The 16,540-nt window shown below is 40.8% G+C and carries 7 protein-coding genes; all 7 read left to right on the top strand.

The window, feature by feature from the left end; genetic code table 11:
* Positions 1-40 precede the first annotated feature (40 nt).
* The 7 genes from OSCI_RS26855 to OSCI_RS26825 are packed head-to-tail and all read left to right on the top strand — an operon-like array spanning position 41 to position 16,505.
* The gene (locus OSCI_RS26855; protein WP_007358389.1) at positions 41-1,225 is read left to right on the top strand and encodes an acyl-CoA dehydrogenase family protein; all 1,185 of its coding nucleotides are present in this window, start codon (positions 41-43) and stop codon (positions 1,223-1,225) included.
* A gap of 4 nt (positions 1,226-1,229) precedes the next feature.
* On the top strand, positions 1,230-2,300 hold the full coding sequence (locus OSCI_RS26850; protein WP_007358388.1) for an HAD-IIIC family phosphatase: 1,071 nt from the start codon (positions 1,230-1,232) through the stop codon (positions 2,298-2,300).
* 53 nt (positions 2,301-2,353) lie between these two features.
* Positions 2,354-5,728 carry a non-ribosomal peptide synthetase gene (locus OSCI_RS26845; protein WP_007358387.1) on the top strand — a complete coding sequence of 1,125 codons (3,375 nt, stop codon included), beginning with the start codon at positions 2,354-2,356 and terminating at the stop codon, positions 5,726-5,728.
* Between the two features lie 32 nt (positions 5,729-5,760).
* Positions 5,761-8,601: a type I polyketide synthase gene (locus tag OSCI_RS26840; protein WP_007358386.1), complete on the top strand. Its 2,841-nt coding sequence runs from the start codon at positions 5,761-5,763 to the stop codon at positions 8,599-8,601.
* Positions 8,602-8,654: 53 nt separating this feature from the next.
* The gene (locus OSCI_RS26835) at positions 8,655-13,973 is read left to right on the top strand and encodes a non-ribosomal peptide synthetase (RefSeq protein WP_007358385.1); all 5,319 of its coding nucleotides are present in this window, start codon (positions 8,655-8,657) and stop codon (positions 13,971-13,973) included.
* A gap of 48 nt (positions 13,974-14,021) precedes the next feature.
* The gene (panP, locus tag OSCI_RS26830) at positions 14,022-15,692 is read left to right on the top strand and encodes a pyridoxal-dependent aspartate 1-decarboxylase PanP (RefSeq protein ID WP_007358384.1); all 1,671 of its coding nucleotides are present in this window, start codon (positions 14,022-14,024) and stop codon (positions 15,690-15,692) included.
* A 39-nt stretch (positions 15,693-15,731) separates the two neighbouring features.
* On the top strand, positions 15,732-16,505 hold the full coding sequence (locus tag OSCI_RS26825; protein WP_007358383.1) for a class I SAM-dependent DNA methyltransferase: 774 nt from the start codon (positions 15,732-15,734) through the stop codon (positions 16,503-16,505).
* Positions 16,506-16,540: the final 35 nt, after the last annotated feature.

Genomic DNA, 16,540 nt, shown 5'->3' with positions numbered 1-16,540 from the left:
GTGATTTTAATGTTGACATTTGGAGGAATTAAGCGATACAATGAAACTAGAATTAAGCTCTCAGCAAAAAGACAATCGCTCCACTTTTAGAGCTTTCGTAGATGAAGAAATCGTTCCTCATGCCGATCGCATCGATCGCGAAGAAAGAACTACACCTGAAATCATCCAGAAACTAGCTCAAAAAGGATATTTAGGAGCCATATTACCCGAAGAATGGGGCGGCATGGGCATGGATGCGATCGCCTACGGTCTCCTAAACGAGGAAATCGGACGGGGATGTTCTTCGCTCAGGTGCTTGCTAACAGTTCATTCTATGGTCGCTCATGCCATTCTCAAATGGGGAAGTAAATTTCAAAAAGAGTATTGGCTGACTAAATTAGCATCCGGCGATGCGATCGCAGCCTTCGCATTGAGCGAACCTAACATAGGTAGCGATGCCAAAGCCGTAGAGACGACAGCAAAACTTTCTGGCGACTCTTATATCTTAAACGGGCAAAAAAAATGGATTACTTACGGACAAATTGCTGATGTTTTCTTAGTTTTTGCCAAGTGGGAAGGTAAACCCTCTGCTTTTTTAGTCGAAAAAAACAGTCCGGGACTCTCCATTAAACCAATTTTTGGAATGTTAGGTGTCAAAGGTTCGATGTTAGCAGAACTGCACCTAAATAATTGTCGAATTCCCCAAGAAAATCTCGTATGCAGGCAAGGTTTTGGTTTCTCCCACGTAGCATCTTCTGCACTTGATTTGGGACGATACAGTGTCGCGTGCGGTTGTGTAGGAATCGCTCAAGCTTGCTTAGAAGCCTGCATTGAATATACAAGTAAACGCAAGCAATTTGATGTTTATCTCAAAGAACATCAACTAATTCGACAAATGATTACTGAGGCGATCGCGAATATCAAAGCCGCCCGATTACTATGCTATCAAGCAGGTTATCTCAAAGATATTGGCGACCCCAACTCAATTATGGAAACCTCGATCGCCAAATATTTTGCTTCTACGATCGCAACTAAAGTAGCCAATGATGCCGTCCAAATTCACGGGGCAAATGGTTGCAGTAGTCAATACCCAGTTCAACGGTATTTACGGGATACAAAAATTATGGAAATCATCGAAGGTAGTACCCAAATTCAACAAATAACCATCGCTGAGTATGGTTATCAAGAATATATGTTCTCACAAAATCGGAATTCAAAATCTCAAGAATTAGTAGGAAGGAAGTGAAAAAATGATTAGTTTAAATTGTGCGCCAACAGACAATAAACAAGAAAAAACACAATCAATAAAATGTGTCGTTTGGGATTTGGATAACACCATCTGGAACGGCATATTGTTAGAAGGCGATCGAGTTTGCTTGCGACCCCATATACTCGATATCATCAAAACTTTGGATAGTCGAGGAATCTTACAATCCATCGCTAGCAAGAATGAATATAGTAGTGCGATCGCGAAACTTGAAGAACTACGATTGCACGAGTATTTTATCTATCCTCAGATCCATTGGAATTCTAAGGTTTCTTCAATTAAAGAAATTGCTAAATTAATTAATATCGGGACGGATGCGATCGCTTTCGTTGACGACCAAATTTTTGAACTCGAAGAAGTAAATTTTTCACTCCCTGAAGTCCTTTGTATTAATGTCGATCGCCTAGAATATCTACTAGAAATGCCAGAAATGAATCCTCGTTTTATCACAGAGGATTCCCAAAAAAGAAGGCAGATGTATATCAGCGATATCCAGCGAAATCAAGCTGAATCAGAATTCATCGGTTCGCAAGAAGAATTCTTAGCTACCCTAAATATGCACTTGACAATTTCTGCCGCTAAAGAAGAAGATTTACAGCGAGCCGAAGAACTAACAGTACGCACCAATCAACTAAACACAACAGGTTACACATATTCCTATGACGAACTGAATATGTTTAGTCGATCGGACAACCACAAATTGCTGATCGCCAGTTTAAATGATAAGTATGGAAATTATGGAAAAATCGGCTTAGCTTTGCTCGAATATTCCGACAGCTTCTGGACTATCAAACTCTTCCTCATGTCTTGTCGCGTTATGTCAAGAGGTGTCGGCACAGTTATGCTAAATTATCTGCTAGAACTCGCTAAAGACAATAACGTTCGATTGCGTGCAGAATTCCTTTCAAACAATCGAAATCGGATGATGTACATCGCTTATAAATTTTCTGGATTCAAAGAAATCGAGAACAACGGCGATCTGGTAATTCTCGAAAACGATCTAAAAACAATTCAACCTTACCCCAAATATATGAACATCGAAATCATCAATTAGAAAAATCAACATTCATCTGCGATCAAAAAAACTTACTAGGAGATTATAAAAAAATGGACATAAACAAACAACAAATACTAGCAAGACGCTATCAACTTTCCCCCAGCAAACAAGCACTTCTCGCCAAACGCTTGCGGGGAGAAATTCAGTCTGATTCCCCCATAAACTTTATTCCCAAACGCGACCTTACTGACTCTGCGCCGCTATCCTTTGCTCAACAAAGACTGTGGTTACTCCAACAAATCGATCGCACCAATTCTTCCTACAACGAACACGGAGCAATACAACTCAAAGGTGCGCTCAATATACCAGCACTAGAACGCAGCCTCAATGAAATTATAAAACGCCACGAATCCCTGCGAACTACTTTCAAAATGAGGGAAGAACAACCAGTTCAAATTATTTGTTCATCTCTAACTATAGAGTTACCAATAGTCGATTTATCTGACTTACCAAAATCAGAACAAAATAAACAAATTCAGCAACTTGCGATCGAACAAAGCCAATCTCCTTTTGACTTAGCGCAAGGGCCATTATTGCGCTGGATGCTGTTACAAATTGACCAACAAGATTACGTGCTGCTAGTCACCATGCACCACATTATTTATGATGGCTGGTGTTATGGCATACTGATGCACGAATTAGCAGCACTTTACCAAGCATTTTCTAATAATCAATCATCCCCTCTTAGCGAACTACCCATCCAGTATGCCGACTTTGCTTTATGGCAGCAACAATCCCTAAAAGGAGAGGTGCTGACAACACAAATTGCTTATTGGAAGCAGAAGTTGGGTAACACTCCTCCCGTGCTACAATTACCCACAGATTATCCTCGACCAGCCGTACAAACCTTCCGAGGTGCGAGGAAAACATTCTCTCTAACGGCGGAATTAACTAAAGCACTCAAGGCGCTAAGTCAGAACGAAGATGCGACTTTTTTCATGACCTTGTTAGCCGCTTTCAAAATCTTGCTCTATCGCTACACGGGAATTGAAGATATCGCGATCGGTTCCCCTATTGCTAACCGTAACCACACCGAGATAGAACAATTAATTGGCTGTTTTGTCAATACTTTAGTGCTGCGAACTGACTTATCTGGTAATCCTACTTTTCGGGAATTATTAATTCGAGTCCGTCAAGTGTGCGTGGGAGCATACGCTCATTGCGATGTACCATTTGAAAAGTTGGTAGAGACATTGCAACCGCAACGATCTTTGAGTTACACGCCTTTATTTCAGGTGATGTTTACACTTCAAAATACTCCGACATCAGTGTTAGAGCTATCGGGTTTGACGGTGAGTAGTCTGGAAAGTAACAACGGTACTGCGAAATTCGATTTGAGTTTGTATATCGAAGAAAGAGGAGAGGAATCAATCGTAACTATAGAATACAATACCGACTTATTCGAGATAGCTACAATTGCCAGAATGAGCCAGAATTTCCAGCAGCTACTTACAGGAATTGTTGCCAATCCCGATCGGCGAGTGCATGAATTACCACTATTAACATCATCTGAAAAACAGCAGTTGTTAGATTGGAATTGTACTCAGACAGATTATCCCAAAGATGCTTGTATTCACGAGCTATTTGAAATACAAGTAGAAAAAACACCAGATGCAGTTGCGATCGTATTTGAAGATCGACAGCTAACTTATCAAGAATTAAATCAACAAGCCGATCGATTGGCGGATTATCTGAGAGAATTAGGAGTGCGATCGGAAGTTTTGGTAGGAATTTGTGTAGAGCGATCGATTGAAATGGTAGTCGGACTTTTAGGCATTCTCAAGGCTGGTGGAGCTTACGTACCATTAGATCCAGCCTATCCCCAAGAGCGTCTGGCGTTCATATTATCCGATGCTCAAGTTTCAGTATTATTAACACGCAAAAATTTAATTAAAGAACTACCAGCTTTAAGTACCAAAATAACTCCATTAGTTGTTTATTTCGATGGTGAATGGGACACGATTTCTAATCTTAAATTTAAAATCCCCAATCCAAAATTGTCTGACAACCTCGCCTATGTCCTCTATACTTCAGGTTCTACAGGGACTCCCAAAGGCGTACTCGGTCGCCATCGCAGCGCCGTTAATCGCTTGAATTGGAATCCTTATCCTTTTGAACAAGGAGAGATTTGCTGTCAGAAAACATCATTAAATTTTATAGATTCAGTTTGGGAAATTTTTGCCCCATTGCTGCACGGACTGCGAACTATAATCATTGCTGATGAAATAGTAAAAGACCCTTATCGGTTGGTTCAAACTTTATCTCAACAACAGGTTCCACGCCTGGTTTTAGTCCCATCATTGTTGCGCGTCTTATTAGAAACTTTTCCCGATTTACAAAAGCGACTTCCCCAACTCAAGTATTGGGTTAGTAGTGGAGAAACTTTATCTGTGGAACTATGTCAACGTTTCCAAGAAAGGATGCCTCAAAGTATTTTAATTAACCTTTATGGTTCCTCCGAAGTATCCGCAGATGTGACGTGGTACGACACGAGTAAAAACCAATCTCTTTCTTCAATTCCGATCGGTCGTCCTATTTCTAATATGCAAGTATACGTGCTGGACGCACACTTACAACCCGTTCCGATCGGCGTTCCCGGCGAACTTTGTATTGGCGGCGATGGTTTAGCGCGAGGTTATCTCAATCGCCCAGAATTAACAGCGGAAAAGTTTATTCCCAATCCGTTTAGCAGTGAAAATGGCGCTTATCTTTATCGAAGTGGAGACATCGGTCGTTATCTATTTAATGGGGAGATTGAGTATTTAGGACGTAGCGATCGCCAAATCAAACTTCGCGGTTTTCGCATTGAATTAGGGGAGGTTGAAAATGTACTTACCCAACATCCATTAGTAAAACAAGCTGTGGTTATTCTCAGAGAAGATGAAGTAGATAACAAGCGCTTAGTTGCTTATATTGTCTCAGATAATATTAACCTAGAACTACGCAGTTTTCTAGCAGAAAAATTACCAGATTACATGGTTCCATCTGTTGTCATACAGTTGGAGGCATTACCTTTAACACCTAACGGAAAAGTAGACTATCGCGCCCTACCAATACCGGAAAATCGCCGTGATTTGAAACAGGATTACGTAATGCCTCAAACTGAAGTAGAACGACTGATTGCTGAGGTTTGGCAAGAAATATTGCAGTTGGAAAAAGTGGGGATTAATGATAATTTTTTTGAAATTGGCGGGCATTCGTTACTTTTGGTCAAAGTTCAAGCAAAATTGCATAAGGTTTTAGATCGAAATATTTCTGCGATCGACTTATTTAAGTATCCCAGTATAAAGATGTTGGCGGAATATTTGAGCCAAAAACAGGATGGGGAGCAACCAATGTTTGAAGAAGTTAATAGCTATGTCAGGAAGCAAGAACAAGCGGCAGCCAGACAAAAAGAACTGTTTAAACAAGCTAGGAATCGGTAAGAAAATTAAGATATTTTTTAGGAGAGGTTGCAATGGATAACTGGGAAGGAGAGGGTATGTTGGAACCAATTGCTATTATTGGCATGGCGGGTCGTTTTCCTGGCGCTAAAAATGTCGATGAATTTTGGCTAAACTTGTGTGATGGAGTCGAGTCTATTTCATCGTTTAGTGATGAAGAATTGAGGACTGTGGCCGTAGAAGAGAGTTGGCTGAATGACTCTAATTATGTGAAAGCTGGGTTCGTATTGGATGATATCGAGATGTTTGATGCTGCGTTTTTTGGTATGCTGGCAAAAGAAGCTGAAATTACAGATCCGCAACATCGTCTTTTTTTAGAGTGTGCTTGGGAAGCTTTAGAAAATGCGGGGTATGACCCGGAACGATACGCAGGTTTGGCTGGTGTTTATGCGGGTGCTAACCTGAGTACGTATCTGCTAAATAATATTATTTCAAATCGGGATTTATTCGGCTCGTTGGGTTATCTACCATTGGGAATTGGTAATAATCAAGACTTTTTAGCTACTCGAATTTCTTATAAACTAAACTTGAAAGGGCCGAGTATTAATGTTAATACCGCTTGTTCTACATCATTAGTTGCAGTTCATTCGGCCTGTCGGGGATTGTTGAGTTACGAATGCGATATGGCTCTAGCTGGTGGAGTTTCAATTCAAGTTCCTCAAAAACAAGGTTATTTTTATCAAAAAAGTGGGATCTTTTCTACCGACGCTCATACTCGCGCTTTTGATGCTAAAGCCGGAGGAACTACTTTTGGTAATGGAGTAGGTATTGTTGTACTTAAGAGATTAGAAGATGCTTTGGCAGATGGCGATCGCATTTATGCGGTGATTAAAGGTTCAGCTATTAATAATGATGGTTCCGCAAAAGTTAGTTATACAGCGCCCAGTGTTTCGGGCCAAGCTAAGGTAATTGCTCAGGCGCAAGCGATCGCGCGTTTCGCTCCTGAAACTATCACTTATATAGAAACTCACGGAACTGGTACTTCTTTGGGAGATCCGATCGAAATTAGAGCGCTGCAAGAAGTGTTTGAATCGCAAACTAAGCAGAAGGGTTTCTGTGCGATCGGATCTGTAAAAACTAATGTCAGTCATTTGAATACAGCCGCCGGAATAACGGGATTAATCAAAACAGTTTTGGCGCTCAAACATCAGAAAATACCAGCTAGTTTGCACTTTGAAAAACCAAATCCCGAAATTGATTTTGCCAACAGTCCGTTTTATGTCAATACCACCCTCCGTGAATGGAAAACAGACGGAATGCCTCGTCGTGCGGGAGTCAGTTCTTTCGGCATTGGCGGTACTAATGCTCATGTCGTTTTAGAAGAATTTCCAAATCTTAAGGTAGCAGAGAACAAAGGGAGAAAGTATCAATTGTTGATTCTTTCTGCTAAAACAAGTTCGGCTTTGGAAACAGCAACGGCAAATTTAGCGGCACATTTAAAACAGCATCCAGACCTCAATTTAGCTGATGTAGCTTATACGCTGCAAGTGGGTCGTAAAGTATTCGATTATCGCCGAATGTTGGTATGTCAAAATATTGACGACGCTGTACAAATGCTGACTCTAGAAAGTGAGGGGAAAGAAAATACAAAAATATTAATTCCCGATATTTCCCACTCCCATCACGAGGATTCTGGTAATCGTCCTGTCGTGTTTATGTTTTCCGGTCAAGGGGTGCAGTATGCGAACATGGCGCGAGAACTTTACCAGACTGAATCTACTTTTACTTGTGCTATTGATGATTGTTGCAAACTCCTAATACCGCACTTGGGAATAGACTTGCGTACCGTTTTGTATCCAAGTGAAGTAGGGGAAGAAGAAGCCGCACAACAACTAAAACAAACTTATATTACTCAGCCAGTATTATTTATAATTGAGTACGCTTTAGCTCAGTTGTGGATGTCCTGGGGCGTGCTTCCTGAAGCTGCGATCGGTCATAGTATTGGCGAGTACGTTGCAGCAACTCTTGCTGGTGTATTTTCCCTGGAAGATGCCTTGATATTAGTTGCTACTCGCGGGAGATTGATGCAGCAACTACCTGCTGGTGCAATGCTGGCTGTACCTCTATCGGAACAGGAAATAGAACTAAGTGAAGAACTTTCTCTGGCTGTAATTAATGCACCATCTTTGTGTGTAGTTTCTGGTTCTATAAAAGCTGTTGACGAGCTGCAAAATCGTTTGATGGAGCTCGGTTTAGATTGTCGTCGTTTGCATACTTCTCATGCTTTTCATTCTGATATGATGGAACCAATTATTGGGCCTTTCATCACCGAAGTTAGAAAAGTCAAACTAAAGGCTCCTCAAATTCCTTTCATATCCAATGTAACTGGCACTTGGATTACTGAAATGGAAGCAACAGATCCGAATTATTGGGGGAAACATCTACGCCAAACTGTGCGTTTTGGTGACGGGATTGCTGAGTTGCTAAAAGAACCAAAGCGTATCCTGCTGGAAGTTGGCCCTGGACGCACTTTGAGTACATTTGCTAGAGATTGTTTGGAGGAAAATACTCAAACAATTGTACTTTCTTCGTTGCGTCATCCGAAAGATAGCCAGTCAGATATAGCATTCTTGCTGAACGCATTGGGAAGACTTTGGCTAGCTGGCGTGTCAGTTAATTGGCCGGAATTTTATCGCCACGAGCGACGCGATCGCATTCCTTTACCTACTTATCCCTTTGAGCGAAAAAGATATTGGATTGAACCTTCTAATCCAGCCGTTCATGACAATAAGTTCACAGAAGTAGATCGTACAATCGAGGAGGAAAATGTAGGCGATCGCGAGATTGAAGAGATTATGGCTCAACAAATTGAGATAATTTTTCAACAACTGGATCTACTAAAAATGTATGGCTAGCTTTCATGCTTCATGGTTCATCTAACTAATGACTAATAATTAAGGAAATTCCCATGTCTGACTCCCAACTCAACCAAAAACTGAATTCATCAATACATCCCTCGCAGACTGACAAAACCCTGTCAGTCTTAAAAGAAATTGTCGGTAAAGCAATGGGAGTAAGCTCTTCTGAAATAGACGATCGGACTAATTTTCTAGAACTCGGTTTTGAGTCCGTGCAATTACTCCAAATAAATGGCGCAATCAAAAAAGCATTTGGTCTCAATATTTCTTTAAAATTATTAATTGAAAATAGCTCTACTATTAACGAATTAGCCGTCTACATATCTCAGCAAATGCCGTCGATAGAGCCAACATTAACGCCCGATCGACCCGAAACAAATAACTCAAAACCAAAGAAAGAAGAATCGCTATTGCCAGAAAAGTATCTCGATCGACAAACTGATAATACAGCTATTAAACGTTTGATGGCGCAGCAACTTGAGGTGATGTCCAAACAACTGGAATTTCTGCGCGAAAACATTTCACCAAAGCAGAAACAACCTACACGCATACCTACCGAAACTATCGAACCGGAACGGCCGAAACAAATTCCAATCCAAAATTCAAAATCCAAAATTCAAAATTTTCCCAGTTCCGCCAATTTAACTCCACGCCAAAAAGAACATTTAGACGCATTAATCGCACGGGTGATCGAACGCACTCAAGCATCGAAAAACTTGACGCAAAACGATCGCGTTCATCATGCTAATTCCCGATCGGTATTAGGATTTCGTCCTTCAATCAAAGAAATGGTATATCCCATCTATCCCCAAAGAAGTTCGGGTGCGAGAATTTGGGATATTGATGGGAATGAATATATAGATATGTCAATGGGATTTGGCGCACTTTTATTCGGTCATTCTCCATCTTTTATTATTAATGCAATTCAAGATTATGTTCACCAAGGAATACAACATGGCCCACAATCAGCTTTGGCCGGTAAAGCTGCTCAGTTAGTTTGCGAATTAACAGGTCAAGAAAGGGCTTGTTTTTGTAATGACGGCAGCGAAGCGGTAATGGGAGCAATTCGCATCGCTCGCGCCATTACAGGGCGCGAAAAGATTGCTTTTTTTGCAGGTTCCTATCACGGAACTTTGGATGAAGTTTTGGTTGCCGGAGTACCTAGTGAAGATGGAAAGTTGCGTTCGATTGCGATCGCTCCTGGTATTCCGCAACATAAAGTTGAACAAGTAATAGTTCTAGATTACGGAAATCCCAAATCACTAGATATTATCAGATCTCACGCTAGTGAACTAGCTGCTATTTTGGTGGAGCCAATTCAAAGCGCTAAACCGGATTTACAACCTAAAGAATTCTTACATGAATTGAGACAATTAACTCAAGAAATGGGAATTGTTTTAATTTTCGATGAAGTGATTACCGGATTTCGGATGCACCCAGGCGGGATGCAAGCGTTGTGGAATATTCGAGCTGATATCACAACTTATGGTAAAGCAATTGGTGGTGGAATGCCGATCGGAGTAATAGCTGGTAAGGCTACTTTTATGGACGCATTAGATGGTGGATTTTGGAGTTATGGAGATGCGTCTTATCCTGAAGTGGAAGTTACTCACTTTGCAGGTACTTTTTTTAAGCATCCTCTCGTGATGGCTGCTACTTTGGCGGCACTCACTCACCTTAAGAATAGCGGCGCAAAACTGCAAGAAGAGTTAACTACCAAAACTATAAAACTCGTCAATACGCTCAATACTTACTTCGAGCAAAAACAGTTACCAATTCAGGTAGTTCATTTTGGTTCTCTCTTCCGTTTTGCTTATTCTCCTACCCTAAATTGGATGGATTTATTCTTTTATCATTTGCTAGAAAAGGGAATCTTTGCTTTAGAAAACCGGAGACTTTTCTTATCTACCGCTCATACTGATGAAGATATCGAGCGGATGATTCAAGCAGTTAAGGAAAGTATAAGCGAAATGCAAGAAGGTGGATTTTTACCACCGGAGGTTTTATGTAGGGGCAGTGCCCCCGTGCCTGCCCCAAACCCAAAAGGGGCAACCACAGGGGGATTGCCCCTACAAGAGAATGAAACTGCTCTGCCCAGGGAAGGGGGACTCCAAACTCTGCCCCTAACAGAAGCACAAAAAGAACTTTGGGTAATGGCACAAATGGGAGAAAATGTCTCCCGTGCTTACAACCAATCAACGACAATTCATCTGCGCGGTTCGTTCAATTTGGTAGCAGCACGTAAGGCAATTCAAGAAGTAGTAGATCGCCACGAAGCATTGGGAGCAACCTTTAGCCCGTCAGGAGATTATCAACAAATTAATTCGACTCTGACTATCAACATTCCGGTAGTAGATTTCTCGACTTTAGATGACAGCGATCGCGCCACACATTTAGAGGAATTTTTAGCTACAGAAGCACGACAAACTTTCAATCTTGAAACTGGCCCTTTAGTCCGCACCCAAATCGTCAAATTAGAAGAAAAACATCATCTTTTAGTGCTGACAGTTCATCACATTATTGCTGATGGTTGGTCATTGGGAGTTTTGCAACAAGAACTAGCCGCAATTTACACAGCCGAATGGCAAGCGATCGCACATCAACTCCCACAACCAATGCAGTTAAGCGAATACGTTCAATGGGAAGCAAGCCAGCAGGAAAGTGCAAAAATGGCAAAAGCTGAGGCTTATTGGTTGCAGCAATTTTCCAGTTCCGTTCCGGTGTTAGAATTACCAACCGATCGTCCGCGACCATCAGTTAATCGCTATGTCGGTACTAGACAAAGTTTCATACTGGATACATCTTTTTATGACGCTTTGAAAAACGCAAGTATCAAGTTTAAAAGCACCTTATTTACAACAGCTTTGGCTGGATTTTTGGCATTACTGCACCGATTGACGGGTCAGGAAGATATCGTGATTGGTATCCCTTCAGCCGGACAATTATCTGTCGAAGGTGAATCTCTTGTCGGTCACTATGTGAACTTATTGCCAATCCGCAGTCAAGTTGGGACAAACCCAACATTTACACAATATTTAAGTTCAATAAAACAGGTGTTATCCGATGCTTATGACCATCAAATTTATCCGTTTATTAGGTTGGTTAAGAAATTAAATCTGCCAAGAGATACCAGTCGTCCACCTTTAGTGACAATACTATTTAATTGGGATCGACCTATGGCTACCTTAGAGTCTTTTAGCCAAAAAGTAGAGTTTGTCAGAAATACGACCAATTCTTCCATCTCGGATATTTTTCTGGATATCCACCAACAAAATGACGAACTTGTAGTCGATTGTGAATACAACACCGACTTATTTGACTCGCAAACTATTGAACGGTGGATGAAACATTGGCAAACTTTGCTAGAAAGCATTTTTGCTAATCCAGAACAGCGAGTTTGGGATTTACCTTTACTGAAATCACCCGAAATAAAACAGTTGTTGTTGGAATGGAATGATACTCAAACTGACTATCCTCAACACTGCATTCACGAACTTTTTGAAGCACAAGTGGAATGCACGCCTGATGCTGTGGCGGTGATGTTTGAAAACCAAAGTTTGACTTATCGAGAACTGAATGCTAAGGCTAATCAACTAGCACATTACCTACAAAAATTGGGGGTTAATTCGGAAGTAATAGTCGGGATCTGTTTAGAGAGATCCCTCGATCCGATCGTCGCAATTTTGGGTGTTCTCAAAGCAGGTGGCGCATACCTACCCCTCGATCCGAATTATCCCCAAGAACGACTAGATTTCATGTTGTCAGATGCTCAATTGTCGGTACTGATTACTCATTCGTCATTAGTTAAAAACTTTCCCAAAATGACGGTACTTTGCTTGGATACTGACTGGGAAATTATCCAGCAAGAAAGCCAAGAAAATCCTGTCAATTCTTCTACAATTGATAATGTGGCTTATGTAATTTATACCTCTGGTTCAACTGGTAAGCCTAAAGGAGTTTTAGGTTTGCATAGAGGCGCTATCAATCGTTTTTATTGGATGTGGCAAACTTATCCTTTTAAAGAAGAAGAAGTTTGTTGTCAGAAAACATCGTTAAACTTTGTAGATTCTGTTTGGGAGATTTTTGGGCCATTACTGCAAGGAATACGGACGATTATTATCAGCGATCGCATTCTCAAAGACCCTCATCAGTTCGTAGAAACTCTCGCCAACAATCAAGTAACCCGACTTGTCTTAGTTCCTTCTTTACTGAGGTTACTTTTAGATACGTTTGCTGACTTGCAAAAACGGCTACCAAAATTAAATTTTTGGGTAACGAGTGGAGAAACACTTTCGGTAGAATTATTACAAAAGTTTCAGCAGATTTTACCTAAAAGTACGCTGTTAAATCTTTACGGTTCTTCCGAAGTTTCGGCTGATGTCACTTGCTATAATATCGATCCGCAAAATAAAGTTAATTCGCAAGTTTTAATAGGTCGTGCGATCGCTAATACCCAAATCTATGTCCTAGACAAAAATTTACAACCTGTTCCCATTGGTATACCTGGTGAACTATATGTCGGTGGCGCAGGATTGGCGCGAGGTTATCTCAATCGTCCCGAATTAACATTGGAGAGATTCATTCCTAATCCATTAGCAAGCGTTCATACTGAACTATCTACAAAACTGTACAAAACTGGCGATTTGGTTCGCTATTTACCAGATGGCAATTTGGAATTTCTCGGACGCATCGATAACCAAGTCAAAATTCGTGGTTTTAGGATCGAATTAGGAGAAATTGAAGCGGTACTAGCTCAACATCCATCTGTGCGACAGGTAATAGTTTTGGCTAGGGAAAATGAAATAAATAATCAGCAATTGGTGGCTTATCTCATATCCGATCCAGAACAGGCGATCGCAGTCAGCGAACTTCATCGCCTGCTGCAAGAAAAGCTGCCTAACTATATGATACCATCTGCTTTCATTGTGTTAGAAACTTTACCATTACTACCCAATGGTAAAGTAGACTGTCGAGCGCTACCAGCACTAGAACAAGCGCGTCCAAAATTGGAAGCAGCTTATCAAGCACCGCGAACGGAAATAGAACAAACGATTGCTGCTATTTGGCAAGAATTCCTTCATTTAGAAGAAGTAGGTATTCAGGATAACTTCTTCGATTTGGGGGGTGATTCATTGCTCTTAGTTCGCGTTCATAGCCAGATGCAAAAAATATTTCAGCGAGAGTTTTCTTTAGTTGGAATGTTTCAATATCCAACTATTGGCTACTTAGCTGAATATTTAATTAAGGAGGAAAACAAACAGCGATCCTATGCAAATAATTCTCAATCATCTATAACTCCGACAGATTCCATCAACCGCCGCCGACAAGTCCGACAAGAACATCGAGCAGCAAGACAAAGAAGAGAGTAGTCTTAGAAGCTTTCCAATATCTTCAACCCAAATAAGTAGGAAAAACTGATGTTAAACAAACAAGAAATGCTGACAATCAAAACCTCCTTTGAACCCGAAAACACGAGCACATATAGTATCAAACAAAAAACAATTGAACTCTTCGATCCATCTACTATAACTGGCTCTTTAGAAGAAACGATCGAGATGCAAATTAAAGCTGTAACTCGCGAATTCTTAGCTAACAATAAAACCAACACTGATATTGATTTTCAAACGTTAACCCAAAACTTTTGCGATCCTGAAATTCCCATAGAACCAGCTAGTTTTGAAAGCTACCTCGAATATTTATCCAGCAACGTAATTAGCCATTCAATCCACACATCATCGCCGCGATTTATCGGTCACATGACTGCCGCACTTCCCTATTTCGTGCAGCCTCTAGCTAAACTGATGACGGCGATGAATCAAAACGCAGTTAAAATAGAAACTGCTAAAGCTTTTAGTCCTTATGAACGTCAAGCTTTAGCGATGATTCATCAACTGATTTACAACTTTAGCGATCGCTTTTACGCCCAGCATATTCAAAATAGTGAGAGTACATTAGGAATTTTGCTGTCTGGAGGTACTACAGCGAATATCACGGCACTTTGGTGTGCCAGAAATAATTTTTTAGGGCCAAAAGATGACTTTCTTGGTATAGAAAAGGAAGGTTTAACAGCCGCCTTAGATTATTATGGCTACAAAGGTGCGGTAGTAATCGGTTCGGACTTAATGCACTATTCGTTTGAAAAAGCGGCCGATTTGTTGGGTATTGGTACGCGAGGTTTGATTAAAATTAAGAGCGATCGCAACAATCGGATTGACATTCCAGCGCTTCGTCAAGCCGTCGCAGATTGCCGCCACCAAAACAAGCATATTATCGCGATCGTAGGTATTGCTGGCACTACAGACTCAGGTGGAGTCGATTCTCTTTCCGATATGGCGGAGATTGCGCGAGAAGCAAACGTTCACTTCCATGTCGATGCCGCTTGGGGTGGGCCAGTGATTTTTTCGCAACAGCATCGGCATAAACTTTTTGGGATCGAACGTGCTGATTCGGTGACGATTGATGGACATAAACAAATGTATTTGCCAATGGGTATTGGCATGGTGTTTTTGCGCGATCCGATAATGGCACAAGCAATCGAAAAAAATGCCAGTTATACCATGCGTAAAGGTTCTTTTGATTTAGGTAAACGCGCTTTGGAAGGTTCTCGACCGGCAATGGCATTATTCCTTCATGCTGGACTAAACTTAATTGGGGTAAAGGGATATGAATTTTTGATTGATGAAGGAATTCGCAAGACCCAATATATGGCCGATCGCATTCGCAGTCTAGCAGAATTTCAGTTATTAGCAAAACCGGAGATTAACCTTTTAATTTACCGTTATATACCGGAGTCATTGCGAGAGAGTGCGGCTAAAAATAAGTTAACTGAAAGCGAAAATCAGCTAATCAATAGATTTAACGAACGACTTCAAAAAGCTCAGCGCCAAGCAGGTCGTAGTTTTATTTCGCGGACAACTAAAACCACGATCTGTTCTGGAAAAGAAATTCCAATTATCGCATTGCGAGCAGTAATTGCCAATCCACTCACCACTGAAAATGACATTGATGCAGTTTTAAACGACCAGATCGAGATTGCTTTAGAGATTTCGATGCCTAATTTTCTAGAAACTACAGAAAATGTAGCTTAGTAAATGTTTGAAAATTCCCGATACAACAACACTCAACTTATGTACTCAGCAAATTCATCTTTGGCAGAAAATTCTCGCTCTCTTTATAATAATTGGGCTTTTGCTTACCCAGTAAGCAAAGAGGGAATAGAACTTTGGCTAGATTTTATGCAGGAACATATCTTCAAACATCTTCCAAAGGAAGCGTACCTTTTAGACATTGGCTGTGGAAAAGGAGAAATAGTAAAAAGTCTGATTGAAAAAGGTTATCAAGTAACCGGATTGGATATCTCCGAAGAAATGTTAAATTATGCTCGCGAGAATGTACCTAATGGTCAATTTATCCGAGATGACATCCGCTTTTGTAAATTGCCATCTAACTTTGATGCAATTGTTTCATCAAATAATGTCTTCAGCTATATATTGACTCTTGAAGATTTGACAAAAGCTTTCCAAAACGTTTATTCAGCACTTGGAAAAAATGGCTGGTTTGGGTTTGATTTGAGTGAGGGAGAACGAGCTTCAGACCCTAGTAATTCAGTTGAAGATGAATTTATTGGTGAAATAGCAGATGATTATGTTTGGCTTCAGCATTCCAGTCATTCTCCCGATGGTAAATCATGCCAAGTCAAGCACGTAACCTTCCGATTACTGAATGGAAACTGGGAACGTTCAGATGTGAATTTTGCACAACGAGGTTATTCTCGTTCGGAAGTTGAATCTGCCCTAGAAAAGGTAGGATTTGAGAAAGTTACAATCTACGATCTAGCCAAAGACTTTCCAATCAATATCCTTAAAGACTCAAGGATAATATACGTTTTTCGTAAACCTTAGCTTCAGAGCGTGTTTGCCAAGTTTACTTGGATAAT

The organism is Kamptonema sp. PCC 6506 (assembly GCF_000180455.1).
Classification (GTDB): domain Bacteria; phylum Cyanobacteriota; class Cyanobacteriia; order Cyanobacteriales; family Microcoleaceae; genus Kamptonema; species Kamptonema formosum.
The sequence above is the reverse complement of the archived record's forward strand: the minus strand, read 5'-3'. Positions and strand labels throughout refer to the sequence as shown.

Excerpts from the sequence above, each read along its gene's own strand:
- OSCI_RS26855 (WP_007358389.1), top strand. The coding sequence starts at position 41 with ATGAAACTAGAATTAAGCTCTCAGCAAAAAGACAATCGCTCCACTTTT.
- OSCI_RS26850 (WP_007358388.1), top strand. The coding sequence starts at position 1,230 with ATGATTAGTTTAAATTGTGCGCCAACAGACAATAAACAAGAAAAAACA.
- OSCI_RS26845 (WP_007358387.1), top strand. The coding sequence starts at position 2,354 with ATGGACATAAACAAACAACAAATACTAGCAAGACGCTATCAACTTTCC.
- OSCI_RS26840 (WP_007358386.1), top strand. The coding sequence starts at position 5,761 with ATGGATAACTGGGAAGGAGAGGGTATGTTGGAACCAATTGCTATTATT.
- OSCI_RS26835 (WP_007358385.1), top strand. The coding sequence starts at position 8,655 with ATGTCTGACTCCCAACTCAACCAAAAACTGAATTCATCAATACATCCC.
- panP (WP_007358384.1), top strand. The coding sequence starts at position 14,022 with ATGTTAAACAAACAAGAAATGCTGACAATCAAAACCTCCTTTGAACCC.
- OSCI_RS26825 (WP_007358383.1), top strand. The coding sequence starts at position 15,732 with ATGTACTCAGCAAATTCATCTTTGGCAGAAAATTCTCGCTCTCTTTAT.